The 24,577-nt window shown below is 45.2% G+C and carries 20 protein-coding genes; 10 read left to right on the plus strand and 10 right to left on the minus strand.

Annotated elements, in window-relative coordinates; translation table 11 throughout:
* Positions 1 to 141: 141 nt before the first annotated feature.
* From pgsA to uvrY, 3 genes are all read right to left on the minus strand, one after another.
* Positions 142 to 699 carry a CDP-diacylglycerol--glycerol-3-phosphate 3-phosphatidyltransferase gene (pgsA, locus tag M1D72_RS15465; RefSeq protein WP_390189634.1) on the minus strand — a complete coding sequence of 186 codons (558 nt, stop codon included), beginning with the start codon at positions 697 to 699 and terminating at the stop codon, positions 142 to 144.
* A gap of 77 nt (positions 700 to 776) precedes the next feature.
* Positions 777 to 2,609, minus strand: a complete 1,833-nt coding sequence (uvrC, locus tag M1D72_RS15470; protein WP_456295765.1) for an excinuclease ABC subunit UvrC — start codon at positions 2,607 to 2,609, stop codon at positions 777 to 779.
* Positions 2,609 to 3,253 carry a UvrY/SirA/GacA family response regulator transcription factor gene (uvrY, locus tag M1D72_RS15475; RefSeq protein WP_456295766.1) on the minus strand — a complete coding sequence of 215 codons (645 nt, stop codon included), beginning with the start codon at positions 3,251 to 3,253 and terminating at the stop codon, positions 2,609 to 2,611. The genes uvrC and uvrY overlap by 1 nt, the downstream gene beginning before the upstream one ends.
* A 358-nt stretch (positions 3,254 to 3,611) precedes the next feature.
* Here uvrY and M1D72_RS15480 point away from each other — a divergent pair, with 358 nt between their 5' ends.
* From M1D72_RS15480 to M1D72_RS15490, 3 genes are all read left to right on the plus strand, one after another.
* Complete coding sequence (locus tag M1D72_RS15480) at positions 3,612 to 4,094, plus strand: DUF3015 domain-containing protein (protein ID WP_390189631.1); 483 nt, start codon at positions 3,612 to 3,614, stop codon at positions 4,092 to 4,094.
* A gap of 112 nt (positions 4,095 to 4,206) precedes the next feature.
* Positions 4,207 to 6,057 (plus strand): Lnb N-terminal periplasmic domain-containing protein, encoded by a 1,851-nt coding sequence (locus tag M1D72_RS15485; RefSeq protein WP_456295767.1) that lies wholly within the window; start codon positions 4,207 to 4,209, stop codon positions 6,055 to 6,057.
* Between the two features lie 63 nt (positions 6,058 to 6,120).
* The gene (locus M1D72_RS15490) at positions 6,121 to 8,502 is read left to right on the plus strand and encodes a DNA polymerase II (RefSeq protein ID WP_456295768.1); all 2,382 of its coding nucleotides are present in this window, start codon (positions 6,121 to 6,123) and stop codon (positions 8,500 to 8,502) included.
* Here the strand turns inward: M1D72_RS15490 and M1D72_RS15495 are convergent.
* The gene (locus M1D72_RS15495) at positions 8,499 to 9,269 is read right to left on the minus strand and encodes a nucleotidyltransferase domain-containing protein (RefSeq protein WP_456297410.1); all 771 of its coding nucleotides are present in this window, start codon (positions 9,267 to 9,269) and stop codon (positions 8,499 to 8,501) included. The two genes, M1D72_RS15490 and M1D72_RS15495, sit on opposite strands and share 4 nt — an antisense overlap.
* A gap of 136 nt (positions 9,270 to 9,405) precedes the next feature.
* On the opposite strand from M1D72_RS15495, the gene yeiP reads away from it, so the two are divergent.
* Both yeiP and M1D72_RS15505 read left to right on the plus strand, forming a co-directional pair.
* A complete protein-coding gene (gene yeiP / locus M1D72_RS15500; protein ID WP_390189625.1) occupies positions 9,406 to 9,972 on the plus strand; it encodes an elongation factor P-like protein YeiP in 567 nt (188 codons plus the stop codon).
* A gap of 2 nt (positions 9,973 to 9,974) precedes the next feature.
* Positions 9,975 to 10,295: an HI1450 family dsDNA-mimic protein gene (locus M1D72_RS15505; protein ID WP_456295769.1), complete on the plus strand. Its 321-nt coding sequence runs from the start codon at positions 9,975 to 9,977 to the stop codon at positions 10,293 to 10,295.
* A gap of 83 nt (positions 10,296 to 10,378) precedes the next feature.
* On the opposite strand, the gene ihfA is transcribed toward M1D72_RS15505, so the two are convergent.
* The 5 genes from ihfA to M1D72_RS15530 form a co-directional block, all read right to left on the minus strand.
* A complete protein-coding gene (gene ihfA / locus M1D72_RS15510) occupies positions 10,379 to 10,675 on the minus strand; it encodes an integration host factor subunit alpha (RefSeq protein ID WP_093272440.1) in 297 nt (98 codons plus the stop codon).
* Positions 10,676 to 11,141: 466 nt separating this feature from the next.
* A complete protein-coding gene (locus M1D72_RS15515; RefSeq protein ID WP_390189621.1) occupies positions 11,142 to 11,642 on the minus strand; it encodes an outer membrane beta-barrel protein in 501 nt (166 codons plus the stop codon).
* A 101-nt stretch (positions 11,643 to 11,743) separates the two neighbouring features.
* Complete coding sequence (gene hrpA, locus M1D72_RS15520) at positions 11,744 to 15,667, minus strand: ATP-dependent RNA helicase HrpA (RefSeq protein WP_456295770.1); 3,924 nt, start codon at positions 15,665 to 15,667, stop codon at positions 11,744 to 11,746.
* Positions 15,668 to 15,917: 250 nt separating this feature from the next.
* Positions 15,918 to 16,535, minus strand: a complete 618-nt coding sequence (locus M1D72_RS15525) for a molecular chaperone TorD family protein (protein ID WP_456295771.1) — start codon at positions 16,533 to 16,535, stop codon at positions 15,918 to 15,920.
* Between the two features lie 209 nt (positions 16,536 to 16,744).
* Positions 16,745 to 17,002: a DmsC/YnfH family molybdoenzyme membrane anchor subunit gene (locus M1D72_RS15530; RefSeq protein WP_456295772.1), complete on the minus strand. Its 258-nt coding sequence runs from the start codon at positions 17,000 to 17,002 to the stop codon at positions 16,745 to 16,747.
* Positions 17,003 to 17,434: 432 nt separating this feature from the next.
* Here M1D72_RS15530 and M1D72_RS15535 point away from each other — a divergent pair, with 432 nt between their 5' ends.
* Together M1D72_RS15535 and M1D72_RS15540 are read left to right on the plus strand one after the other, a co-directional pair.
* Positions 17,435 to 17,809 (plus strand): VC1380 family protein, encoded by a 375-nt coding sequence (locus tag M1D72_RS15535; RefSeq protein ID WP_390189614.1) that lies wholly within the window; start codon positions 17,435 to 17,437, stop codon positions 17,807 to 17,809.
* 116 nt (positions 17,810 to 17,925) lie between these two features.
* On the plus strand, positions 17,926 to 18,375 hold the full coding sequence (locus M1D72_RS15540) for a tellurite resistance TerB family protein (RefSeq protein WP_390189612.1): 450 nt from the start codon (positions 17,926 to 17,928) through the stop codon (positions 18,373 to 18,375).
* Between the two features lie 4 nt (positions 18,376 to 18,379).
* Here M1D72_RS15540 and M1D72_RS15545 read toward each other — a convergent pair whose 3' ends face one another.
* On the minus strand, positions 18,380 to 18,910 hold the full coding sequence (locus tag M1D72_RS15545; RefSeq protein WP_456295773.1) for an exonuclease domain-containing protein: 531 nt from the start codon (positions 18,908 to 18,910) through the stop codon (positions 18,380 to 18,382).
* 248 nt (positions 18,911 to 19,158) lie between these two features.
* On the opposite strand from M1D72_RS15545, the gene M1D72_RS15550 reads away from it, so the two are divergent.
* Genes M1D72_RS15550 through M1D72_RS15560 form a run of 3 tightly spaced genes read left to right on the plus strand, consistent with a single transcriptional unit; the run spans position 19,159 to position 24,564 of the window.
* A complete protein-coding gene (locus M1D72_RS15550; RefSeq protein WP_390189610.1) occupies positions 19,159 to 19,791 on the plus strand; it encodes a DUF2760 domain-containing protein in 633 nt (210 codons plus the stop codon).
* An 11-nt stretch (positions 19,792 to 19,802) separates the two neighbouring features.
* Positions 19,803 to 21,707: an Hsp70 family protein gene (locus M1D72_RS15555; protein WP_456295774.1), complete on the plus strand. Its 1,905-nt coding sequence runs from the start codon at positions 19,803 to 19,805 to the stop codon at positions 21,705 to 21,707.
* Between the two features lie 58 nt (positions 21,708 to 21,765).
* Positions 21,766 to 24,564 carry an Hsp70 family protein gene (locus tag M1D72_RS15560; RefSeq protein ID WP_456295775.1) on the plus strand — a complete coding sequence of 933 codons (2,799 nt, stop codon included), beginning with the start codon at positions 21,766 to 21,768 and terminating at the stop codon, positions 24,562 to 24,564.
* Positions 24,565 to 24,577 lie beyond the last annotated feature (13 nt).

Below are 24,577 nucleotides of genomic sequence, written 5' to 3' on the forward strand. Positions count from 1 at the left end.
AAACTGGTTATTTTCTAGCAACTTTTCTGCACTTTTCAGCGAGATAAACCTGATACTTTCACATTGAGCATTAGGACAGACGAACAACGAAAACAATTTTTATCCGTTAAATACTAAAAAAGTGGGCTAACGCCCACTTTTTCATTGATTCTCTTCACTCAGCAAATCGCCTTTAGCGGCTCGTAAATACTGCGCCATGGACCAGTAGGTCAATATAGTCGCAATATACAATGCAATATAGCCGAGCCAAATCATCCAGTCATCGTAGCGCCAAATCAGCACCCATAACGCAAACATTTGAGTTAACGTTTTAACTTTCCCGACCCAAGAAACGGCCACACTTGCACGCTTACCAATTTCAGCCATCCATTCTCGCAGTGCTGAGATGATAATCTCTCTGGCGATCATCGTCGCCGCTGGAATCGTAATCCAAATAGAATGGAAATGTTCAGTAATCAAAATGAGCGCAGTGGCGACCAGCACTTTATCAGCAACAGGGTCAATAAAAGCCCCGAAGCGAGACGTTTGCCCTAACTTTCGGGCTAACATGCCATCTAACCAGTCGGTAAATCCCGCCACCCAAAATACCATTGCGGCGGCAAATGGTGCCCAAGAATATGGCAAGTAAAACACCACAACAAACACCGGGATTAGAAAGAGTCTTATTAAAGACAAAATATTAGGAATGTTAAAACGCATATTTTTCATGCTCTTATTGTTGCGTATACGACCTGCTTACCGCTTGCAAACAGTCGCTATATGGTGCGGTATTTTTGTTATTGTTTCAATGCTTGATGAATGTTTTCTGCCAATGCTTTGCTAATTCCCGGAACTTTAGCAATTTCATCAACGGTCGCACGGCGAAGTTCCTGCAACCCTCCCATGTATTTGAGCAAGGATTGGCGGCGTTTAGGACCGATGCCTTCAATACCTTCTAACGAACTAGTACGGCGGGTTTTACCGCGTTTTGCTCGGTGTCCGGATATTGCATGATTGTGGCTTTCATCGCGAATATGCTGCATTAAGTGCAAAGCAGGATCATCACTTGGTAAGTTAAACTCTTCACCGTCTGTGGTAATTAACGTTTCAAGACCAGGCTTACGAGTGATTCCTTTAGCAATACCCAATATACGCGGCTTTTTAGGCCAATCACCCCAATATTGACTAATAATGTCATACGCGCGGTTGAGCTGACCTTTACCACCATCAATAAAAATTACATCAGGAATTTTGTCGACATCAATTTGTTTAGAATAGCGGCGTTCTAATACCTGGCCCATAGCCGCGTAATCATCACCTCCGGTGATCCCGGTAATGTTGTAACGTCTATATTCTTGTTTGATTGGCCCTTCAATACCAAACACCACACACGAAGCAATTGTACTCTCCCCCATGGTATGAGAAATATCGAAACACTCCATACGCGCAATGTTTTCGACATTGAGTACATCACACAACGCTTTAAAGCGCTGAGAAATGGTCATCTTATGGTTGATTTTGGCGGTAATCGCCGATAACGCATTGGTGTTTGAAAGCTTGAGGTAACGACCTCGAGTTCCAGTTGGGTTGAGGTTAAATTGTACTTTCCGCCCCGCCAGTTGACTGATTGCTTCTTGTAACGCTTGGCTGTCTGCCAATAAATCACTGTTAAGAATGATACGAGCAGGAATGGTCCGTGCTTCATTATGGCCCAAATAGTATTGGCTAAAGAAACTGGTAAACACTTCTTCTCGCGTGGTCTTGGCGGGAATTTTCGGAAAATGGCTGCGACTGCCCAACACTTTGCCTTGGCGAATCATTAAGGTGTGAATGCAAGCAACACCGGATTCTTGAGCAAAGCCCAACACATCCATATCTTCCATGCTATCTTCCGAGACAAACTGTTGCTCTTGAACTCGTCTTATCGCATGAATTTGGTCACGATATTTTGCGGCATCTTCAAATTTTAATGCTTGGCTCGCCTGCTCCATTTTATCAACCAGCTGTTGCAGCACCTGTTGATCTTTGCCTTGTAAAAATAGACGTACCATACCAACCAGATCATCGTACTCTTGATCTGAGACGGTGTTTTTAACACAAGGCGCGGCGCAGCGACCAATTTGATACATCAAACAAGGGCGTGTCCGGTTGCGATAAACACTGTCCTCACACTGACGTACAGGAAAGATTTTCTGCATCAAGTGCAATGTTTCTCGAACCGCTCCGGAATCCGGATAGGGACCAAAATATTCACCTTTGCGTTTTTTCGCACCACGGTGCATGGATAACCGAGGATGCCGATGCGCACTGATAAAGATATACGGGTAGGATTTGTCATCACGCAGCAACACATTGTACTTAGGTAAATACTGCTTAATGTAGTTGTGTTCCAAAATCAACGCTTCGGTTTCGGTATGCGTTACCGTGACATCGATTTTAGCAATATGCGTGACAAGTGCGCGCGTTTTCTCGCTATCAATTTTTTTACGAAAGTAGCTCGATAAGCGCTTTTTTAAATCTTTCGCTTTTCCAACGTATATAACATCATCCCCGGCGTTGTACATTCTGTACACGCCAGGTTGATTGGTTACGGTCTTTAGGAAAGAGGCGGAATCAAATTGAGAAGTCACTATAACGTCTCAGTATCGAGCATCCCGTGGCGAATCGCCAAATGGGTTAGCTCAACGTCTCCGTTGATATCGAGTTTAGCAAACAAGCGATAACGGTAGCTGTTGACCGTTTTCGGGCTTAAATTCAATTGTTCAGAAATATCCGTCACTTTTTGCCCTTTGGTGATCATTAACATGATCTGCAGTTCACGCTCCGATAAATCCGCAAATGGATTTTCTGAGGCGGGAGAAAATTGGCTTAATGCCATCTGCTGCGCAATTTCAGGCGAAATATAACGCTGGCCACTATTCACGATACGAATCGCGTTGACCATTTCGTCAGGTCCCGCGCCTTTGGTTAAGTAACCAGACGCACCCGCTTGCATCACTTTCGTCGGGAAAGGATTTTCGGTATGAACCGTTAATACGATGATTTTTACATCGGGGTTATGCCTAAGGATTTTTTTGGTCGCTTCAAGGCCACCAATACCAGGCATATTCATATCCATCAAAATAACATCGGCATGATTGCTACGACACCATTTTAATGCCTCTTCACCACTGTCAGCTTCCCCTGCTACGTTCATTCCACGGACGTCTTCAATAATACGTCGTATCCCTGTGCGAACCAGCTCGTGATCATCTACAAGGAAAACACTAATCAAACTTGTATCTCCACACTAATCAATTGGCTCTGCACCCACCAGGTGATGGATAACAGCATGGTCAGCCATTCTAACTCAAAAATGCAAATATGCTTAGAGTGAATATGTGCTGAATCGCAAACTTTGGCAAGAAGTAATTTTTCGAACTAACGTCAAACTCCTTAGTGATGAATTTGTTATTAAGCATTTACGCCATTTGAACAATGTTCTCACTATGGCGAATAATCCTGAGAATTGACCATTCTCCGGTTGAAAGAGCCAGGTAAATCATCTACCAATAATATGTCGGCGATGAAAACCATTACTGACAAGTATGTATCCCCAAGAATTGGGCACGAATAATTAATAAGGAACTTCTATGAAAAAGCTTCTAGCAGTGGCTGCTCTTGCTACTATCGGTTTATCAAACGTTGCAATGGCAGATGACGACATCGGTTGTGGTCTAGGTACTATGGTTTTCGACGGTAAAGAAGGCAAAGTATTTAAAGTGTTGGCAGCAACAACAAACGGCACATCAGGTAACCAAACTTTCGGTATCACTTTCGGTACACTTGGTTGTGACGGTACTGGTACTATCGATTCTGCTGAAAAACTAGCAATGTTCATCGACGGTAACCTAGACAACCTTGCTCGCGACATGGCGAAAGGTGAAGGTGAAACTCTAGCAACACTTTCTGAAGTTTGGGGTATCCAAGGCGAAGATCAAGCGAACTTCGCAAAACTTGCTCAAGGCAACTTCTCTGACGTATTCAAATCAGAAAACGTAACTTCTAAAGAAGTATTTGCAAATCTTAACGACCTAGTCGCTAAAGATGCAACTCTTTCTGGTTACGCTATCTAATCAGATTTATTAAGAGTGCCCACTTTGGGCACTCTTACTTTATCCACTCACCGCTTTACTTTAGCTTTACACTCTTCTTCTCGCTTTCGCTACTTCACTAGAATGGACATCAATGAAGCTGTCAAAAACTTTTCAAGCGCTTTTACTCGTTTCTGGAGTCAGTTTTTCATCACTCGCTTTTTCAGCACAAACTCTAGACGCCAATAAACTCGCCTATCAGCCATATTGGCTTAAACTTGGTCACTATCTTCCTGCGTTTCGTACCGATTTCAAAAGTACCGTTGATTCCAGTGAATTTTTTTTAGCCGCTAACGGTAAAACGGACCCAAAAGCCGAATTAAGAGCCACGATCAAAGCATTATACAATTCAGACCGAGATACGGTTAAAGAGATGCGCTGCCGCTTTCCAGCCCGTTATACATGGCTAGAGTCCCAATTAGGTCGAGAAGCCAATTTACGTTGTGAAGGCATAGAACAGTGGAAGCAGGTCCTTGATCCTGCTGGGATGACTCTCGTTTTCCCTACCGCCTTTATGAATAACCCCTCTTCGATGTTTGGTCATACCTTGTTGCGTATTGATGCCAAAGACCAAACGCGTAACAAAGAACTTGTGGCATTTGCGATTAACTTTGCTGCGGATCCGGACACACAAGATAACGCAGCCATGTACGCGCTCAAAGGCATTGTCGGGAGCTACCCCGGGCATTTCACTGTAATGCCATACTATCGCAAAGTGCGTGAATACAACGACATGGAATCGCGCGACATCTGGGAATACAAACTCAATTTAAGCGAACAAGAAGTCAATCGCATACTGCTCCATTTGTGGGAAATGCAGCAGGCTGAATTTGATTATTTCTTCTTTGATGAAAACTGCTCATATCAATTGTTAGCACTTTTAGAATTAGCACGAGACGATCTGTCTTTAGTCGATGAGTTTCCACTTCAGGCTATTCCATCCGATACGGTTGCGGTACTGGCTGAAAATGGCTTAGCGGAAGCTCCGAACTATCGCCCTGCATTTGGCACCCGTTTGCTTCACCAAGTCGAAGAGCTTGATCCCGCAATGTATGAAGGCGCTAAACAAGCGAAAAAAGGTTTTTATCCAAGTGAAACAGAATTCAGCCCACAAGAACGAGCGGCTATTTTAGAGTTTGCTTATGAGTGGCTCAATTATGAGTTTTACGATGAAGCTCTAAAGCGTGACCCAACGGCCAAGCAACTGACCGAGCTTCTTAAACAGCGAAGTCAAATTAAAGCGCAGTCTCCGTTTACACCAGTACCAGTACCAGAGATCTCGCCTGAACAAGGGCATGGTTCGGCTCGTCTCGGGCTTGGTTATCAGCTTAACAAAGAGCAAGACAACCAAACGGTATTTGAATGGCGCGCCGCTTATCATGACCTTCTTGATTCACAACAAGGCTTTATTCCCGGTGCAAAAATCAGCTTTTTGGATACGCGAATCGCGCTCAGCGATGGTCATGCAAAGTTGGATCATCTCTATATTGTTGATGCTATGGCATTGGCGCCCAGCAACAAAGTCTTCGATAGTTGGGCGTGGAACATTCGTGCAGGCTACGATCGCCTGCCCTCAGAACAAGGGATGGAAGGCCGAGGTTTTGCTCAAGGCGGATACGGGAAAGCTTGGGGCAACGCCAAAACGTTACATACCTATACCCTATTCGGCGCAGAGTTTAGCCGCGGTGAATTAACCGACCGCGATGTTGCGATTGGGTTAGGAATGGAAGCAGGTGCCCTGCTTCAAGTCGGTGACCAAAACCGTCTCGGACTTCAAGGGCAATACTTCGAACAATTTAATACCGATGCAGACCGTCACATTAGCGTAAAAGCAAACTGGCAATGGTCAGTCACTCGAAATTTCGCCCTTCGCTCAGAAGTCGGTTACCAGTATTGGGATGATCATGAGTTGTCAGCAAACCTTATGAGCTATTTCTATTACTAACGTAATCATTACCAGACAATGTTAAGATAAAGGCTGCCAATGCAGCCTTTAATCGTTTTATAAATGAATTCACACCACCAGCCCAAACTCGACCACGGTTTTTTACTCACTCGCCAAGCACGTGATGTGTCTGGAAGCACCCAAATTGAACTTTGGGTAACAAACGAGCAGGGTCCTTGCCAGTTGCTGATCCATGGCGAGCGGCCTGTCTTTTTTATTGATAAGCAAACAGAGCAAGATGTCAGTGCTTGCGCTCGCAAGTTGCAAATTGGTGTCGAGATTAAAAACGTAGCGCTAAAAAGTTTTGAGCAAATCCCCTTGTGTGCCTGCTATTGTCATACAATTCGCGATGCTCAACGCTTAGCAAACGCACTTAAAGAGCAAGAGATTTTGGTGCTTGAAGATGACATTCGTCTCGCCGACCGATATTTAATGGAACGGTTTATTCGTGGTGGGATTGAATTTACAGGCACAGAGCAAGCCAGTTCTGGCTATCAAAAGGTCACACAGGCCAAATGTCGCACAGGTCATTACACTCCGAAACTGAACGTTGTCTCTCTTGATATCGAGTGCTCAGAAAAAGGCCTTCTCTACTCTATTGGCCTAGATAGCCCGATGGATAGCCGAGTCATCATGGTCGGGCCGCCGGAGCCTAGTGAAACGCCTGTTCAATGGGTCAATAACGAACGCGACTTGCTTGCAGCATTAGTCGCTTGGTTTGAACAGTATGACCCTGATGTTATTGTCGGCTGGAATGTCATTGATTTTGACTTTCGTCTGCTTGATAAACGCGCTCAATGGCATCAAATCAAGCTCAAACTCGGTCGCGCTCAGCAGCCGATGTTTTTTCGCTCTTCATCGCAAACCCAGCAAGGATTCATCACCCTTCCTGGCCGGGTCGTGATGGACGGTATCGATACACTAAAGACGGCGACCTACCATTTTCGGTCTTGGTCACTTGAATCGGTATCGCAGGAGCTTTTGGGCGAAGGCAAGCAAATTCATAACGTGCATGACCGAATGGCAGAAATTAATGAAATGTATCGTAATGACAAACCTTCACTAGCGAAATACAACCTGCAAGATTGTGTGTTAGTTAATAAGATTTTCTCCAAAACACACTTACTGGAATTTGCGATAGAGCGTTCACGGCTTACTGGCGTTGAGTTAGACCGCGTTGGAGGCTCGGTGGCTTCCTTTACCAACTTATACCTTCCACAGTTACACCGCGCTGGATACGCTGCGCCTAACCTGCATTCTGAAAACTGGTTAGCGAGCCCTGGTGGCTATGTAATGGATTCAATCCCGAACCTCTACGATTCGGTGCTGGTTCTCGATTTTAAAAGCCTGTATCCATCCATCATTCGCTCGTTTTTAATTGACCCCATGGGGTTAATTGAAGGATTAAAGCTCGAGATAGGTAAACAGTCAAACCAAGCGGTTCCCGGTTTTCGTGGCGGGCAATTTCATCGCACTCAGCACTTTCTCCCTAAGATGATCGAAGAGCTGTGGGCCGCTCGCGATATTGCCAAAAAAAATAACGAACAGGCGTTTTCACAAGCGATAAAAATCATTATGAACTCTTTTTATGGCGTGTTAGGTTCTTCAGGCTGTCGATTTTTTGATACTCGCCTTGCTTCAAGTATCACGATGCGTGGCCATGAGATCATGAAGAAAACCAAAGAACTGATCGAGAATAAGGGGTTTCAAGTCATCTATGGTGATACTGACTCAACGTTCGTATCACTCAATGGGCAATACTCCGATCAGCAGGCGGATAAAGTCGGACAGGAACTTGTTCAATACATCAACCATTGGTGGCAATCGCATTTAGAACAAGAGTATCAACTCACCTCAATGTTAGAAATTGAGTACGAGACCCACTATCAAAAATTCCTAATGCCAACCATTCGCGGAGCGGAAGTCGGGTCGAAAAAACGCTATGCGGGCTTAGTGACCAGAGGCGGAGATGAGCGCATTGTGTTTAAAGGGCTTGAAAGTGCAAGAACCGACTGGACACCACTGGCCCAGCGCTTTCAACAACAACTTTATAGCTTAGTGTTTCATGGCGAAGACCCTAGCCACTATATTCGTGAAATCGTAGAGCAGACACAGGCCGGGGAATTGGATGAGGAACTCACCTACCAAAAACGTCTACGTCGCCGCTTAGATGAATACCAAAAAAACGTGCCGCCTCAGGTTCGAGCTGCTCGAATGGCTGATGAAATAAACGCCCAGCTAGGACGTCCTCTTCAATACCAGAATCGCGGACGTATTGAATACGTGATCACGCTAAACGGGCCTGAACCCAAAGAGTATTTACGCAGTCCGATTGACTATCAACACTATATCGATAAACAGCTTAAACCGGTTGCCGATGCCATATTGCCGTTTATTCATTTGGAGTTTAAACAGCTGAGCGAACCACAGTTAGGACTTTTTTAACCGATTTTAAACTCAGTGCGTTTATATTGTTGAACTAACCACTCGCCGTAACTATCCAATAATCCAACCACCGAGCGTTTCGGTACTGCTTTTTCAAGGCGTAACAATAAACCAAGGCGTTCGATTTCCGTTAGCTTTTCAGGGTGGTAACGTAAGAAATGTTTGCCACAATCAATAGGGTCGTCATACCAATTTTTATCTTGCGGAATCACTAATGAGTAGCTCGCTCGCAGTAACTTTTTAGCAATCGCCTTTTGTGCTTGAATTTGGGCTTCGGGCTTATCTGAGCGTCCTATGCGGTGGCGATATACCGCCAGCCAATCTTCCACATCCATATTCCAATGCTTAGCGATTTCCCAACTTGGTTCATAGTCTCCAAAGCACTCAGACAAATCATCCCCATACACACAGACTGCGCAGTGGCGAAGCAAAAAGCCCCAAGAGAACAGACTATCTAAACTCGCCACCGTTTCCACCAACGCGGTTTTAAATGAAAGCTGCGTGATAAAAGGATACGCTTTTTGAAAACGCCATTTAATGGTATTCACTAACCCTGCTCTCTGCTCTTCAAAGCCACGATGAGTAACCACAACAATGTCTAAACCAGATTGACCAGGAACGGCAGTTTTACGCGCGACACTGCCATATACATAGATGCTGTGCAGGTTCTCGCCAAGCCCACTTTTCATAAAATGGATCAATTCCCGAAGCGCGGCGGCGTATTTAGGCTGAAACGGCTGTTTAGGGTCAAGGCTTGAGAGGATCATGTCTAGCAAACTGTTTGTTTTTATTGGAGGTGTTCTAATATTCTCTCAGAGCGAAATATGAATCAAGAAGAGATTCCTTATCCAGCACGAATTGCTATAATGCGCGCCAACATTGACATTCACAAAGGAAACCGTCATGCCAAAGGCTAGCGAATTAAAAAAAGGTTTTGCGATTGATTCAAACGGCAAAACGTTGCTAATTAAAGATATCGAAATCACCACTCCTGGTGGACGTGGCGGCGCTAAAATTTACAAACTGCGTTGTACTGACGTGGCAACTGGCGCGCGTTCGGACGAGCGATTTAAGTCTGATGATGTTGTAGAAACTGTCGAAATGAATAAACGTAATGTGTCTTTCTCTTACGTTGACGGCGATGAATACATCTTTATGGACAACGAAGACTTCTCTCAATTCACTTTCAAACAAGATGAAATTGCGGATGATTTACTGTTCATTACTGAAGAGATTCAAGGCCTACAGGTCGTTCTGATTAATGGATCTGCGGTTGGCCTAGAATTGCCCGCATCAGTCGAAATGGTGATTGAAGAGACGGATCCATCCATCAAAGGGGCTTCAGCATCGGCCCGCACGAAACCCGCACGCTTTAGCACAGGCCTCACCGTTCAAGTTCCAGAATACATTGCAACGGGTGATCGAATTGTGATAAACACAACTGAACGCAAATACATGAACCGAGCTTAATCATGCCAGATTTAATTTCTTACGACGATGTCATCGAAGCTGCTTACGATATTTTTCTGGAGATGGCGCCAGATAACCTAGAGCCTGCTGATGTCATTCTATTCACGGCCCAATTTGACGACCGCGGTGCTGCTGAAATCGTCGAAACTGGGGACGACTGGGTATCTCATGTCGGATTTGATGTAGACAAAGACATCTACGCTGAAGTCCGCATCGGCCTAGTCAATGAAGAAAATGATGAAATGGATGATGTATTCGCAAGAATGCTGATCAGCCGCGATCCAGAACACAAGTTTTGCCATATGCTCTGGAAACGTGATTAAAAAGACGAAGGTCTAGCATTCGCTAGACCTTCTCTACATTTAAGCAGCACACTTTTATCGGGTGTGTGAGCGGCAACAGGTTATTATTTATCGACCTTGATATTCTCTACACGGGCTTTCAATTTCTGTCCCGGTCGGAAGGTGACTACGCGTCGAGCTGAAATCGGAATATCTTCACCTGTTTTTGGGTTTCGACCCGGGCGCTCATTTTTATCGCGCAAATCAAAATTACCAAAACCAGACAGTTTTACCTGCTCGCCACTTTCAAGCGCTTTACGAACTTCTTCAAAAAACGCTTCAACCGTTTCCTTGGCATCCCGTTTACTGTATCCGAGCTTTTCAAACAGGTTCTCAGCCAATTCGGCCTTTGTGAGCGCCATAAAACTTCCCTCAAAGCTGTGTTAAACATAGCTGCCATACGGCAGCGCCAAAGCATTTCGCCCAGCCAATCAACAACATATCGGCTTTTACAGGGAAAGTGTATGCCAAGCTTATGATTTTCGCCAACTTTTTTAATGTTCAATTGGACATTAATCTGTAAAAACAACAACATAGGTAGTGGCAAAACTGGAATAACACGATAATTTTAGTTAACACCACCACGAAAAGCAGTCAAAAACACCAAATACAAAAACCAATGCAGAATAAAAACCTAAACTTCAGAGTTTTGTAAATTTATCGTAGCGCGTCAAATGTAATAAAATCATACGTTTATATCGCACGCTTCCACAGTAAATCATTCCAAATAACGACATCCGTGGCCCAAGTCTACTGATAACTGACCAAAAAATAAGGCCAGCTTTCGCTGACCTTATTTCGATACAACCAATTCTGCGTCTTAACGCCTTATAAAAAGTGGAAAGTCGCGTTTAGAGAAAAGTTCTCGGCCTCGTCTTTATCAAACGAGTAAACGTTGTATGACGCACCAAAAGAAACAGGCCCCATCATAAAATATTCAGCGCCAATACCATACATCACATCGATATCATCATCTTTAAAACCATCGCTGTGCTGCGATTTAAGCTCATAACGATGCAAACCCGCTTTGGCGTAAACATGCAGAGGACCGAAATCAATGCTCGGCTTCGCCGCAACATAGTATGAGCTGCCCTTGAGATCACGTACCACACCGCCGTAATTCACACCGTCGAATTCACCGTAGTTTTGTAAACCAGCTTCCAAACCAATAAATGGCAAAATACCCGTGCCAACGTGAATATTGTAGGATGTTGATGATTCACCATCCATTGTCGCTTGACCAACGCTGGCACTACCGTAAATCCATGAATCTGCAAACGCGGAAGTGGAAGCCCCTATAAGCGCAAGTGCGAGTAGTGTCTTTTTCATAATTACCTTCTCTAGTGTTTGACGCTAACGGCAACCGGTTGCCAGTTTCCCGTCATTAAATACAAGTATCGTTGCATCAAAGCAAAATGCATACCGTAAACTTAGCATGCATCAATGGCATTTTTGACTCGCTTGTCAGAAACTGGGTACGGTGTCCCAAGTTGCTGAGCAAAGTAACTCACGCGCAACTCTTCAATCATCCAACGTATCTCTTTCACCGAGTCGGGCGGCGTAACTCCTTTTGGAATTTTGCCAAGTAACGCTTTGTAATCTTGCCAAACCGCTTCAATCTTCAGCATATGTAAGCGATCTTTATTTGGGTCGATAGGAAGCTTTTCCATACGACGCTCTATCGCCTTCATATAGCGTAGAATATCTGGCAAACGTTTCCACCCACATTCGGTCGCAAACCCTTTAAAAATAAGCCCTTCTATCTGTGCTTTAATGTCAGAAAGCGCAAACGCCATTGTGAAGTCAACTTTACCTTTCAGTTTCTTATTGATGTTGAATGCGGTGGTTAAAATCGTTTCTACTTGCTGAGCAATATCAACAACCGTGTCACCAAGTTCTCCGCGAATTTGTTCTTTCAACTGCTCGAATTGCTCGGGTTCCCAAACCAAACCACCGTGCTGATCAATCAATTTATCAACGCCACAGGCGATACAGTCATCGATCAGATCCATCACTTTACCGTAAGGATTGAAATAAAGCCCCAGCTTAGATTTATTGGGCAAATTCGCGTGCAAGTACTTAATAGGAGATGGGACATTCAGCAAGACTAAGCGGCGTTGCCCTTCCCTCATCACCGCTTGCTGTTCTTCTTCAGTCTCAAACAGTTTAATCTCGACACTGTCTTTATTGTCGACTAAAGCAGGAAACGCTTTGACTTCATAGCCACCACGTTTTTGCTGGTAGACTTTCGGTAACTCGCCGAAGCTCCATGTGTGAAGCTCTTTCTGTTCTATGTCGTCGTCTGCCACTTTTGAAAGTGTCTCTTGGACTTGTTCTTTCAAGCTCTCTTTGAGCTCAAACAAATCTTTATTTTCTTTCAGTTTGCGGTTGCGGTGGTCAACAGCGCGGAAGGTCACTTTCAAGTGTTCTGGCACTTGTTCCATATTCCAGTTTTCGCGCAATATCTCCACGCCAGTCATACGGCGTAACTCTTTTTCAAGCGCATCAAGCAAAGGCATTTCCATCGGCGTAATTCGCCCAAGAAACGCATCCGCATAGTTGGGCGCTGGCACAAAGTTCTTGCGCAACGTTTTAGGTAGCGACTTAATCAGACTCACGACTAGCTCATGACGAAGCCCTGGGATTTGCCAGTCAAAGCCTGCTGGTTCTACTTGGTTTAGAATAGGTAACGGCAAGTGAACCGTGACGCCGTCACTATCATCACCTGGTTCAAACTGATAGCTCAACTTGAGTTTCAATCCGTTCTGATGCCAGAAGTTCGGATAATCAAGCTCAGTAATATGGCTCGCGTCACCTTTAAACAACATCTCTTTTTCAAAGTTCAGCAACTCTGGTTGCTGTTTTGATGTTGTATTCCACCACGTATCAAAATGGCGACCAGAAACCACTTCCGTCCCCACACGCTGATCATAAAAATCAAACAATTCATCATCATCAATCAAAATATCACGGCGACGGGATTTGTGCTCGAGCTCTTCGACTTCTTGGAGTAGACGGCGGTTTTGTTTAAAGAACGCGTGTTTGGTCTCCCACTCGCCTTCCACTAAAGCGCTACGAATAAAAATCTCTCGGCTGACAACGGGATCTATATTGCCATAGTTGACTAAACGCTGGGCGACAATCGGCACGCCATAAAGCGTGACTTTTTCGTAGGCCATCACCGCGGCACGTTTTTTAGACCAATGCGGCTCACTATAGCTGCGCTTAATCAGATGTTTAGCGATAGGTTCAATCCACTCAGGCTGGATTTTGGCGATAATACGCCCCCAAAGTTTCGACGTTTCCACCAGCTCAGCGGACATGATCCACTTCGGCTGTTTCTTGAATTGTCCAGAAGCCGGAAAAATATGAAAACGCGCGTTACGAGCACCTTGATATTCGCTCTTCTCTTGGTCTTTAACACCAATGTGTGACAGCAAACCAACCAAAATAGCACTGTGTACACTTTGGTAGTTTGCAGGTTCTTGGTTGATTTTGAACTCCATGTCACGCATCGATTGATGAAGCTGGAAGTACACGTCTTGCCACTCTCGCAAACGTAAAAAGTTTAAATAATCTTGCTTACATTGACGGCGGAATTGATTGCTGGATAACGCTTTTTGCTGCTCTTGAATGTATTGCCATAGATTCACAAACGTTAAAAAGTCAGAGTCTTCATGTGCAAAACGGCGATGTTTATCATCCGATGATTGTTGCTTATCACTCGGACGTTCGCGCGGATCTTGAATTGACAGCGCCGAGGCAATAATCATCACCTCTTTTAGGCAACCCAGTTTCGCGGCCTCAAGAACCATTCTCGCCAAGCGAGGATCAATCGGCAGACGAGCCAACTGACGTCCGGTTGCCGTCAGACGTTTCTTTGGATTGCTGGCTTTATCATTGATGGCACCAAGCTCTTCTAATAGACGCACACCATCTTGGATATTGCGTTTGTCTGGGGCTTCAACAAATGGAAAAGCTTGAATATCGCCCAGTCCAAGTGCCGTCATTTGCAAAATAACAGACGCTAAGTTGGTCCGTAAAATTTCTGGATCCGTAAACTCTGGCCGAGATAAAAAGTCCTCTTCCGAATAGAGGCGAATGCAAATCCCCTCTTCAACACGCCCACATCGGCCTTTACGCTGATTAGCGCTCGCTTGAGAAATCGGCTCGATCGGCAAACGCTGAACTTTGGTTCGGTAACTGTAACGGCTTATTCGCGCCGTTCCGGGATCAATAACATATTTGATACCAGGCACCGTCAGTGACGTTTCCGCTACGTTTGTCGCTAATACGATTCGTCGTCCGCTATGGGACTGGAAAATCTTATTTTGTTCACCTGCAGACAAGCGTGCGTACAACGGCACAATCTCCGTCGATTTTAGATTTCGTTTTGACAAAGCATCCGCGGTATCGCGAATCTCCCGCTCACCATTCATAAAGATCAAAATATCGCCAAGACCTTCATCACACAGCTCATCAACGGCTTCAAATATTCCTTCCAATTGGTCACGGTCACTTTCGTCTTCGCCACCTAAAGGACGATAACGTGTTTCAACTGGGTAAGTACGGCCTGACACTTCAATGATCGGCGCATTATTGAAGTGTTTTGAGAATCGCTCGGGATCAATGGTCGCTGAGGTAATAATAACTTTGAGATCTGGACGTTTAGGTAACAGCTCTTTGATATATCCCAAGATAAAATCAATATTTAGGCTACGCTCATGGGCTTCATCAATAATGATAGTATCGTACTGATTTAAAAAGCGATCATGCTGAATTTCAGCCAGTAGAATACCGTCGGTCATCAACTTAATTTGAGTGTTATCTGAAATCTGATCGTTAAATCGGACTTTGTAACCAACGAACTCGCCAAGTGACGTTTCCATCTCTTCAGCAATCCGATTAGCCACAGAACGCGCCGCCAAGCGTCGCGGTTGAGTATGGCCGATAAGACCAAATTTACCTCGACCAAGCTCAGTACAAATCTTAGGAATCTGTGTGGTTTTACCTGACCCTGTTTCACCGGCAATGATCACCACTTGATGCTCAGCTATCGCTGCAGCAATATCGTCTTTTTTCTGACTAACTGGCAGGATTTCTGGATAATTAATTTTCGGCTGAGCAATTTGCCGCTGTTCGGCATACGCCATCGATTTAGCGATATCAAGGGCAATTTCATCAAATACGGCGTTACGTGCGTCTGAATTCTTGATTTTATTGGCGCCAGAAATGCGTTTACTAAGACGAAAACGGTCTCGAATCATGCATTCACTAAGCGCTTTTCGAAGTGCTGCCGCACTGTTTGCGCTGGCAGACACTTGAGATGCTGTGTTCGGCTGTGACGAAGTCAAAGCGTATCCTATTCAATTCTTAACTAAAAACTAGGCGAATTGTATCACAGCCATTTAGTGATGTGATCGCTTTACTAAGTTATTCAAGCCCTCTAAAGGGCTCAGGTGGCCTCATTAACGAGCATTGAATCACATGTGTAAAGCATTGCTAAACACAAGCTCAGCCGCGGTAGTCATACGGACACGCTTTATCTCGACTGTTCTCTCACTTAAGATAGAAAATCATCGGCTAGTCAACGAAGCAATGCGTTTATCCCGCCACGTGCCAATAATCTCGCCGAGGCTCGGGGTTCGCTTTAAACCGCTCTGAAAGGTCACTGAGCAACAGTTCACTTACTGACGCTAACTTCGAAAACGCCCGTGATTTTGTCGCTATCTGAAAACGTTGTAAAAAGAAGTCACTCCAAGTCAATAAGTGCTGCTCGAGCAACTCTTTAGACAGTGCAGATTGACGATTCTCTAGCAGCAAACTCAACACCATCATCATCAAACCAAAGTGGTCTTCAGGCTCTTTTTGATTGGGTTGAAATGCCACGCCGCAGCGTTGCAAAAAATCTCGGTATGTCACGGTCGAATCACCAAACAATATCGCTTCTTTATCTAAGTAGGCTGAGCCCCATGGCGGCGCTTTCATCTGTTCAACACCACAAAATAGGCGGTCGTATTCCTGCCCTAATTGCTCACCATCCGCTTGACGAAAGGCATCAATCATTTCAGCGACAGGCGTGACGGTCACCGCTGTTTCTTGATGGAAAATATCGGATAAGTGGGAATCTTGATAATCGTCTGGGTGGTAATAAAACAGTGCACCACATAATTTCAATAACACTTCGGTATCTTGGTCTGTCAATTGGGAAAAATTCATCATCACTCCAAAAGCCACGGCGCCCATGAGACATCCCGCAACTAGGTCATTAGTACAAACCAGACGTAAAGCGTATTCCGTAGAAAATATTACGCCCCAATAGCCCATCATGAGCTAAGCGACTAACGCCATTGTAAGGAACGTTTGTCGCATCTTCGCGTTTAGTCAATCAACACCGCTAACCAATCATTAATCGCAGCCACTTTTGCAAATCATAAAAGCGTGCGTCGCTCATAAGGCGAATCAGATAACGTTATCAAATAACAACTCACATCACTCCGAGCGTCAGATCCGTAAAATACAAACTCGGTTACGGTGTCGAGCGAATTCCACGCAGGTACAGTGTCAATATAGTAGACGTTCACCATCGCAAACTTGAAAACCACACCAATAATCAAAGATATGACATGGCTTAATTTCCGTATTAGCTCTGAACCAAGCTCGGTGACACAGTCGTTGCCGACAACCATTCGCGTCGCGATACAGTTTGATAATCCAATTCGGGTGAGTGAGAGGTTGTTTTAATCTCTTGACGTCGCGGGCTCAAGCCTATCCATTCATTGATGATTATTTTTGATTAGAATCAACGATGTGCGCCAGAGCGTAAAAAGCCGACAGCAAGTTTTAAATCTGAAACACAGTAAAATCATAACTGTTATCAAACATTAAAAATAAAGCCCAGATTGATAGTTTTGAATGATACGTTTCACTGTTTTTATCGGCGATAAAAAATACAGGCTTTGGTGAGCTGTTTTAAATGAAACGTGAAATTTACCGATGCACAACCATAAGGTTTTGAAAAATAAGTCGCGCTATTTGTTCAAAAATACCGCGTTCAAATTTATGTTTTCGTACAAAACGCCGTTACAATAAGTAGATATGTAAACAATGTGCGAACCATAGTGAAAGCATCCGAGTTAAAAAACCTGTTATACGCAATACCCAATGACCCAGACATTGTAACCGGCGATGAGTGGCTTCCAGAACAACTGGTTGAAGCCCGCATCGAAGGTGACTTGTTGTTTTTCAAATTTGATAATGCTCCTGAAGAGTCACAAGGTGAAGAAGAAGGGCGTGGTTTCGTCGAACATGAAGTTAAGATGATTCGTCAGCGTTTAGCTCAGCTGCTTGAAGAGCCTTCCAATACTGAGACAAAAACGGATGCCCTTCTCGCTCTTGTTCTCATGGCGCATGAGCTTTCGAGTTCTGAGGTCATTGAAATACTTGAACAGCCAACCATTCCCGCCTACGTTTCACGTGGCGATTCATCATCCTAAATGACCTCACCGTTCAAAGTTTGACCTGTTACTGTTGTATTACGTACATAAAGGTTGTGAAACATATTCACCATCTCCATGTCTAACTGTAAGTGGAACGTAAAAAGGGGAGCGCTATGTTTAGTTCAATTACATCGGTATTTAAACAATTTTTAGAAGGCAATGACCTCAATCAAACGGTGCAAGCGGATCCTCAACTGGCCATCGCTAGCCTGTTATATGAAGTGTCTAATGCGGATAAAGACGTCGACGACGGAGAACAAAAAGCTCAGATCCATCTTTTACAAGGGTTATTAGAAACCGACGAAACTCATGCACAAGAACTGCTCTCTAAGGCGAAAGCCAAGGTGGCAGAATCAGCTTCTTTGTATGATTTTACGTCACAATTAAGAGCGTTGGAGCAAGAGAAACGTTACCAGTTGATTGAAGCCATGTGGCAAGTGGCTTATGCCGATCAGGAACTCGATCCATTGGAAGAAGCGGTCATTCGCAAAACCGCAGAGTTACTGTATGTCGATCACAGCGAGTTTATTCGAGCCAAACTCTCCGTCACTGGGGAAAAGTAATCGACTATAGAATTCTGAGTGCTAGCTTTGCAAGGTTGTAAGCGTCAACATAACCTGAATGTTGGCGCCCTTCCCACTCAATATCCAGTGCTTGCTGAGCATCACGATGACCAATACGCTTGTCTTTCATACGGTACTTAATTCGATATAATGTCGCTAAGTTAAGAAATTCACGGAAAGGCATATCAATGCCCTTTTCTTGGCATTCTCTGGCTAAAATTTGGTCATCGCGCCCCCATGACGCATAGATTTTATTCGCACCACCAAAGTTTTTGATCATCGATTGGATTACGCTTGATAAAGGGCGGCCTTGTTTTTGAATTTTGCGCGGCGTAATGCCTGTTAACTCAACACAAAACAGAGACACTTCATCATGTTCCGGGCGAACATAGTACTGGGCTCGTTTGACAATTTCGCCACGCACTAAATCAATCTCTGCAAGTCCGATCTCAATAATTTCCCCGGTAGTTCCGACGCCGTTTTCATTCCAACAACACATTTCAAGATCGAAACACACGATACGGTTATGATTCATTGCCTGCCTTTCGTTGATTTAATCAAAGCGCGGTATTCTACCTGAGTGATATTAAAAAAACGAGAATCAAGCGTTGTACACTCTTTTTTGTTCAAAAACAGACCAAACAACGCCTGAGACTCAAGTTTACAACGCATTTCTTGAAGCCAATAAACTTGAATATGCTAACATTCGTCCATATTTATCCGAACACGTGGCGATAAGCGCCGAAGCGAGCATTAACTCGCTTATTCAACTGAGAACACATCATGAATTTTGATTTACAAATGATCCCTCAAACTTTCGATATGCTGCATGCAGGTCTAGCCGCAACGACGGTTCTGTTTTTACTCATCGCAATAACCAAAAAATCGAAAGTGATTGAGAAAACCGTAGAGAAACCCGTCGAAAAAATCGTCGAAGTTGAAAAACCAGTTGAAAAGATTGTTGAGGTCGAGAAAGTCGTTGAAGTCGAAAAAGTGGTTGAGAAAGTGGTTGAGGTTGAATCCAAGCTAGCAACCGCATCCACTGATTCAGCGATGCAATTGCTGTCTCTCATGCAGCAAGATGCGCGCCTGATTGATTTTCTTCAAGAAGATCTCACTGCATTTTCTGACGAAGAGGTGGGTGCAGCCGCTCGCGTGATTCACACAGGTGGTCAAAAAGTATTGAGCGACTATGTGAGCCTAGAGCCAATTCGCAGCGAAGACGAAGAGACTCGAATTACTATTGAAGATGGTTTCAACCCTCAGCAAATTCGTTTGGTCGGAAATGTCACGGGGCAAGCACCATTTACTGGAACCTTGGTTCACAAAGGTTGGAAAGCGACAGCGATGAACTTACCTAAATTGGCAGAAAACTACGATGCGTCAATCATCGCCCCAGCAGAGGTAGAATTATAATGGAAGCCACAATGCCAACGACCAATGCGCCAAGATACAGCGTCGGTATTGACCTTGGAACAACGCACTGTGTGCTGTCATTTATTGATACTCACAACGAAGATGCTCACGTTGAGGTGATGCCTATTCCTCAACTAACGGCGCCAGGTAATGTTGAAAGCCTCCCTCAACTCGGCTCATTTTTGTATCAGCCACACGAGCATGAAATGAATGCCTCTGCTCGAGTGTTACCTTGGACAACCGAACCGAGCGCTCTAGTCGGCGCGATTGCACGTAATTTAGGTTCCAAAACACCAATTCGCTTGGTTGCGAGCGCTAAATCTTGGCTTTGCCATAGTAGTGTTAATCGCCGTGATGCGTTTTTACCAGCTGGAAGTCCTGAGGAGGTCGACAAAGTCTCGCCTCTGCAAGCAACGCAATGCTATTTGGAACATTTAAAGCAGGCGTGGAACCACACCCATCCTGATTTTCCGCTGCAAGCTCAGGATGTCACCATCACTGTCCCAGCCTCCTTTGATCCAGCGGCGCGTGATCTTACGGCTGAAGCCGCTAGAAACGTGGGCTTTGAGCATTTAACCTTACTGGAAGAGCCGCAAGCTGCACTGTACAACTGGATCGATAATAGCGGTGACGCTTGGCGTGACCAAGTCAGCGTCGGTGATATTGTATTGGTGGTGGACATCGGCGGGGGCACGACTGATTTATCTTTGGTTAAAGTGACCGAACAAGACGGTAATTTAACACTGGAACGTATTGCCGTTGGCGAGCATATTCTGCTTGGCGGTGACAACATGGACTTAGCCTTAGCCTATCGTTTGAAAGTCAAGCTAGCGCAAGAAGGGAAAGAACTTCAGCCTTGGCAAGTTCAAGCGATGACACACGCCTGCCGTGACGCCAAAGAAGCACTGCTTAACGATGCAACGCTACAATCAGTACCTATTGTTGTACCTAGCCGTGGCTCTAAACTGCTTGGCGCGACGCTCAAAACTGAACTCACTCAGCAAGAAGTACAACAAACTCTTGTGGATGGTTTCTTCCCACAAGTTACGATCGATGAGCACCCGGTTCAACGCACACGAGGCGCATTAACTCAAATGGGCCTACCCTATGCGCAAGATGCAGGGATTACACGCCACATTGCTGCATTTTTAGCTAAGCAAGCCGGCGCTGCTAGTGATGCGAATAATGCTCCACAAGGGTTTGATCCCTTTGCCAACATGCCCGGTATGCCTTCGCAAGCAGCCAGTACCGATTTCATTAAGCCAACGGCAGTACTCTTTAACGGTGGCGTGCTGAAATCAACGTTGCTCGCTGATCGGCTCACCTCAACCATTAATGGGTGGTTGATTGAAGCGAACGAAGAAGATGCTAAGCCATTAACAGGTGTTGACCTTGATCTGGCGGTTGCCAGTGGCGCTTCCTATTATGGCGCCGTGCGCCGTGGTCAAGGGGTACGAATTCGAGGTGGCCTCGCCTCTTCTTATTATGTCGGTATTGAGAGTGCGATGCCGGCGATTCCCGGTATGGCAGCACCGATGGAAGCATTATGCGTTGCGCCTTTTGGCATGGAAGAAGGCTCCAGTTTGGATGTCCCTAGCCAAGAGTTTGGATTAGTTATTGGCCAACCGGTCCATTTCCAATTCTTTGGCTCAACCACTCGCCGTGACGATCAGGTTGGTACCCATATTGATTACTGGACACCAGAGGATCTCACAGAACTACCAGAGATCCGAGTCACGCTGCCTGTTTCTGAAGGGCGCACTGAAGGCGAAGTTGTCCCCGTCCGACTGGCTTCGCGTGTCACTGAGCTTGGCACCTTATACCTAGAAGCTATCGCGAGTGATAACGGGCAAAAATGGCATGTGGAGTTTGACGTGCGTGAAGACGCCGCCCAACAGACTGACCTCGCCTCTTAATTAGCATTAACGGCATCCTCAAAGGTGCCGTTTTTCATCAAATCAAAGGTTATATTTTATGACTGCGCCTCGTTTTCTTGTCGGCATTGATTTAGGAACGACCAATACCGTCGTTGCGTTCTGTGAGATCGAAGATGACCTCCAACATGCTCCTGTCTCGTTATTTGATATCGACCAATTGATTGGTCCCGGAGAAGTTGTCCGTAAACCACTGCTGCCATCGTTTCGCTATCATCCGGCTCAAAGCCAGATTGCAGCATCAGATTTAATGTTACCTTGGGAAAATCAACCCATTGCAGGTGATATCAAGCATGTCATCATTGGCGAATGGGCTCGAGAACTCGGCGCAAAAGTTGAAGGCCGCCAAGTATCCAGTGCCAAAAGCTGGCTTTCGCATCCAAACGCAGATCGTCACGCGGATATTCTTCCGTGGGCAGGCGCTCAAGATGTCGATAAAGTTTCGCCGGTGCTTGCCAGTGCAAGCTATCTCAATCATATCCGTCAATCATGGAACTATCGACACCCAAGTCACCGCCTCGAAGATCAAGAAGTTGTGGTGACGGTTCCAGCCTCGTTTGATGAGACCGCGCGTAAGTTAACTCTAGAATCCGCAGAGCTTGCCGGGCTGTCAAATATCGTATTATTGGAAGAGCCACAAGCGGTTTGCTATGACTGGTATGCGCGCCATCAAGACAGCGCCTCAGCATCGCTAAAATCATTGCCGCTAATGTTAGTGTGTGACGTTGGTGGTGGTACCACGGACTTAAGTTTGATTGAAGCGAAATTTGAAGGCGACGAATTAAGCCTCAACCGGATCGGTGTTGGCGAGCATTTAATGTTAGGGGGGGATAACCTCGATTTGGCACTCGCTCATATGGCAGAGCAGCGTTTTAATCAAAACAAAAAGCTCAATGCGGCGAATCTCAGTAAACTCATTCAGCAAACTCGAAAAGCCAAAGAAACACTGCTCTCACACAATGCACCCGATGAAATCAAAATCACTATGTTGGGCAGCGGTTCAAAACTGCTGGGGGGAACCAAAAGCATTGCTTTGACACAGCAAGAGGTTCATCAGATTGCGTTAGAAGGTTTTTTTCCACTGAGTGATTTTACTCAATTGCCTGATAAACGTCGTAGTGCAGTGGTTGAATTTGGCCTGCCTTACGTCGCAGACCCCGCCGTAAGTAAACATATTGCAGAGTTCTTAACACAGCACCAAACCGTTGCTAAAGCAGCATTAGCGCATGAACAGGATTCTCCTGCCATTCCTGTTGGGTTGTTGCTCAATGGAGGGGTATTTAATAGTGAATTAGTTACCGAGCGGGTAACCTCTTTGCTTGAAAACTGGCGTGGGTCTGACGTTACTGTCATGAATAACCCCCATCCCGATTGGTCAGTTGCCTTAGGTGCAGTCGCCTTTGCAAAAGCTCGTCGTGGTGCTCAACTGCGCATCGGAGGGGGATCAGCACGTTCTTATTTTCTTCATTTACAGGAGAAAAATAAACTTGGCCGAGCGCTATGCTTATTAGCCAAAGGCACAGAGGAAGGACAAGAAATTCGACTTAGTGGCCGGCGATTCTCTTTAACGCTGGGTGAGCCGGTAAGATTTAATTTGCTCACCTCAACACACGATCTCTTTAACACAGACACTCAGGTTCAAAACGGACTGGTCGTCGACATTGATCCGGATCTGTTTATGCCTTTACCGCCTTATATCGCGACACTGGACGGCGAAGGGAAAACGCTGGAAGCCAACCAAAAAGAGCGGGTTGAAGTTCAACTGGCTTGCCAACTGACCGAAGTCGGTACGCTTAAAATGGAATGTGTAAGTGTTGAAGATGATAGTAAACGCTGGGCATTAGAATTTGAAGTTCGTAACCAGCAAGCAGACGATAACGAACCGCCGACGCTTTCTCCTCGCTTAGAGCAAGCTAAAACACACATTGGTAAACTATACAGTGGCAATAAAAAAAGCGCGCAAAACAATGAAATTAAAACGCTAACCAAAGACCTAGAAAAGTTATTAGGAAAACGCGATGAGTGGGACTTTAGCACGCTTCGCCATTTATTTGATAGCTTTGCACTGGGGCGCAAGCGCCGCAGACGTTCTGAACAACACGAGAAAAACTGGTTTCGTTTAGCTGGGTTCTCAATGCGTCCCGGTTTTGGGGCGGCCACTGATGCATGGCGTATGGAGCAAGTATGGGCGCTGTATCCGCAAGGCTTGCAGTTTCATAGCCATCAAGCGTGGAGTGATTGGTGGGTGTTTTGGCGTAGAGTCAGTGGTGGATTAAACCAGGAGCAACAAGAGACTATCCTTGCAGACATCGCAAAATATTTGCACCCAGGGGCGATGAAGAACCCACAAAGTGCCAAGACGGCTCACGAGATGGGTTATGAAGCCATGGTCCGTCTTGCCGCCTCTCTTGAGCATCTTGATGTCGAAGATAAAGCGTTATTAGCCAGTTGGTTTATCAGTAAAGCCATCAATCATCCCCAGTTTGTTCAAGCGCATTGGTGGGCCGTGGGCCGATTAGCCTCGCGAACGCCATTTTACGGTAGCCAACACAGCGTTATTTCTCGTGAACAAGTTGAACAATGGTTACCTAAGTTGCTGGACCAAGATTGGCAAAAAGAGCCAATGATTGCGTTTGCCGCCGTGATGATGTGTCGAAAAACCGGAGACCGACAATTCGATATTCACGATGAATTTCGTGCCCAGGTTTTATCGAAACTCAAACAAAGCCGCGTCCCTAGCTCATGGGTGGAATTGGTTGACCAGGTCAAAACATTATCGGAAAGTGAGTCAAAACGCGTATTTGGCGATGCCCTACCCAATGGGTTAACGTTGCTTTAAATCCTTAATATAA

This window comes from Vibrio sp. AK197, assembly GCF_053903115.1.

Bases quoted from the DNA above. Each gene is read 5' to 3' on its own strand.
- pgsA (WP_390189634.1), bottom strand. From the start codon at position 699: ATGCGTTTTAACATTCCTAATATTTTGTCTTTAATAAGACTCTTTCTA.
- M1D72_RS15480 (WP_390189631.1), top strand. From the start codon at position 3,612: ATGAAAAAGCTTCTAGCAGTGGCTGCTCTTGCTACTATCGGTTTATCA.
- M1D72_RS15485 (WP_456295767.1), top strand. From the start codon at position 4,207: ATGAAGCTGTCAAAAACTTTTCAAGCGCTTTTACTCGTTTCTGGAGTC.
- M1D72_RS15490 (WP_456295768.1), top strand. From the start codon at position 6,121: ATGAATTCACACCACCAGCCCAAACTCGACCACGGTTTTTTACTCACT.
- M1D72_RS15495 (WP_456297410.1), bottom strand. From the start codon at position 9,269: ATGATCCTCTCAAGCCTTGACCCTAAACAGCCGTTTCAGCCTAAATAC.
- yeiP (WP_390189625.1), top strand. From the start codon at position 9,406: ATGCCAAAGGCTAGCGAATTAAAAAAAGGTTTTGCGATTGATTCAAAC.
- M1D72_RS15505 (WP_456295769.1), top strand. From the start codon at position 9,975: ATGCCAGATTTAATTTCTTACGACGATGTCATCGAAGCTGCTTACGAT.
- ihfA (WP_093272440.1), bottom strand. From the start codon at position 10,675: ATGGCGCTCACAAAGGCCGAATTGGCTGAGAACCTGTTTGAAAAGCTC.
- M1D72_RS15515 (WP_390189621.1), bottom strand. From the start codon at position 11,642: ATGAAAAAGACACTACTCGCACTTGCGCTTATAGGGGCTTCCACTTCC.
- M1D72_RS15525 (WP_456295771.1), bottom strand. From the start codon at position 16,535: ATGATGAATTTTTCCCAATTGACAGACCAAGATACCGAAGTGTTATTG.
- M1D72_RS15530 (WP_456295772.1), bottom strand. From the start codon at position 17,002: ATGGTTGTCGGCAACGACTGTGTCACCGAGCTTGGTTCAGAGCTAATA.
- M1D72_RS15540 (WP_390189612.1), top strand. From the start codon at position 17,926: ATGTTTAGTTCAATTACATCGGTATTTAAACAATTTTTAGAAGGCAAT.
- M1D72_RS15545 (WP_456295773.1), bottom strand. From the start codon at position 18,910: ATGAATCATAACCGTATCGTGTGTTTCGATCTTGAAATGTGTTGTTGG.
- M1D72_RS15550 (WP_390189610.1), top strand. From the start codon at position 19,159: ATGAATTTTGATTTACAAATGATCCCTCAAACTTTCGATATGCTGCAT.
- M1D72_RS15555 (WP_456295774.1), top strand. From the start codon at position 19,803: ATGCCAACGACCAATGCGCCAAGATACAGCGTCGGTATTGACCTTGGA.
- M1D72_RS15560 (WP_456295775.1), top strand. From the start codon at position 21,766: ATGACTGCGCCTCGTTTTCTTGTCGGCATTGATTTAGGAACGACCAAT.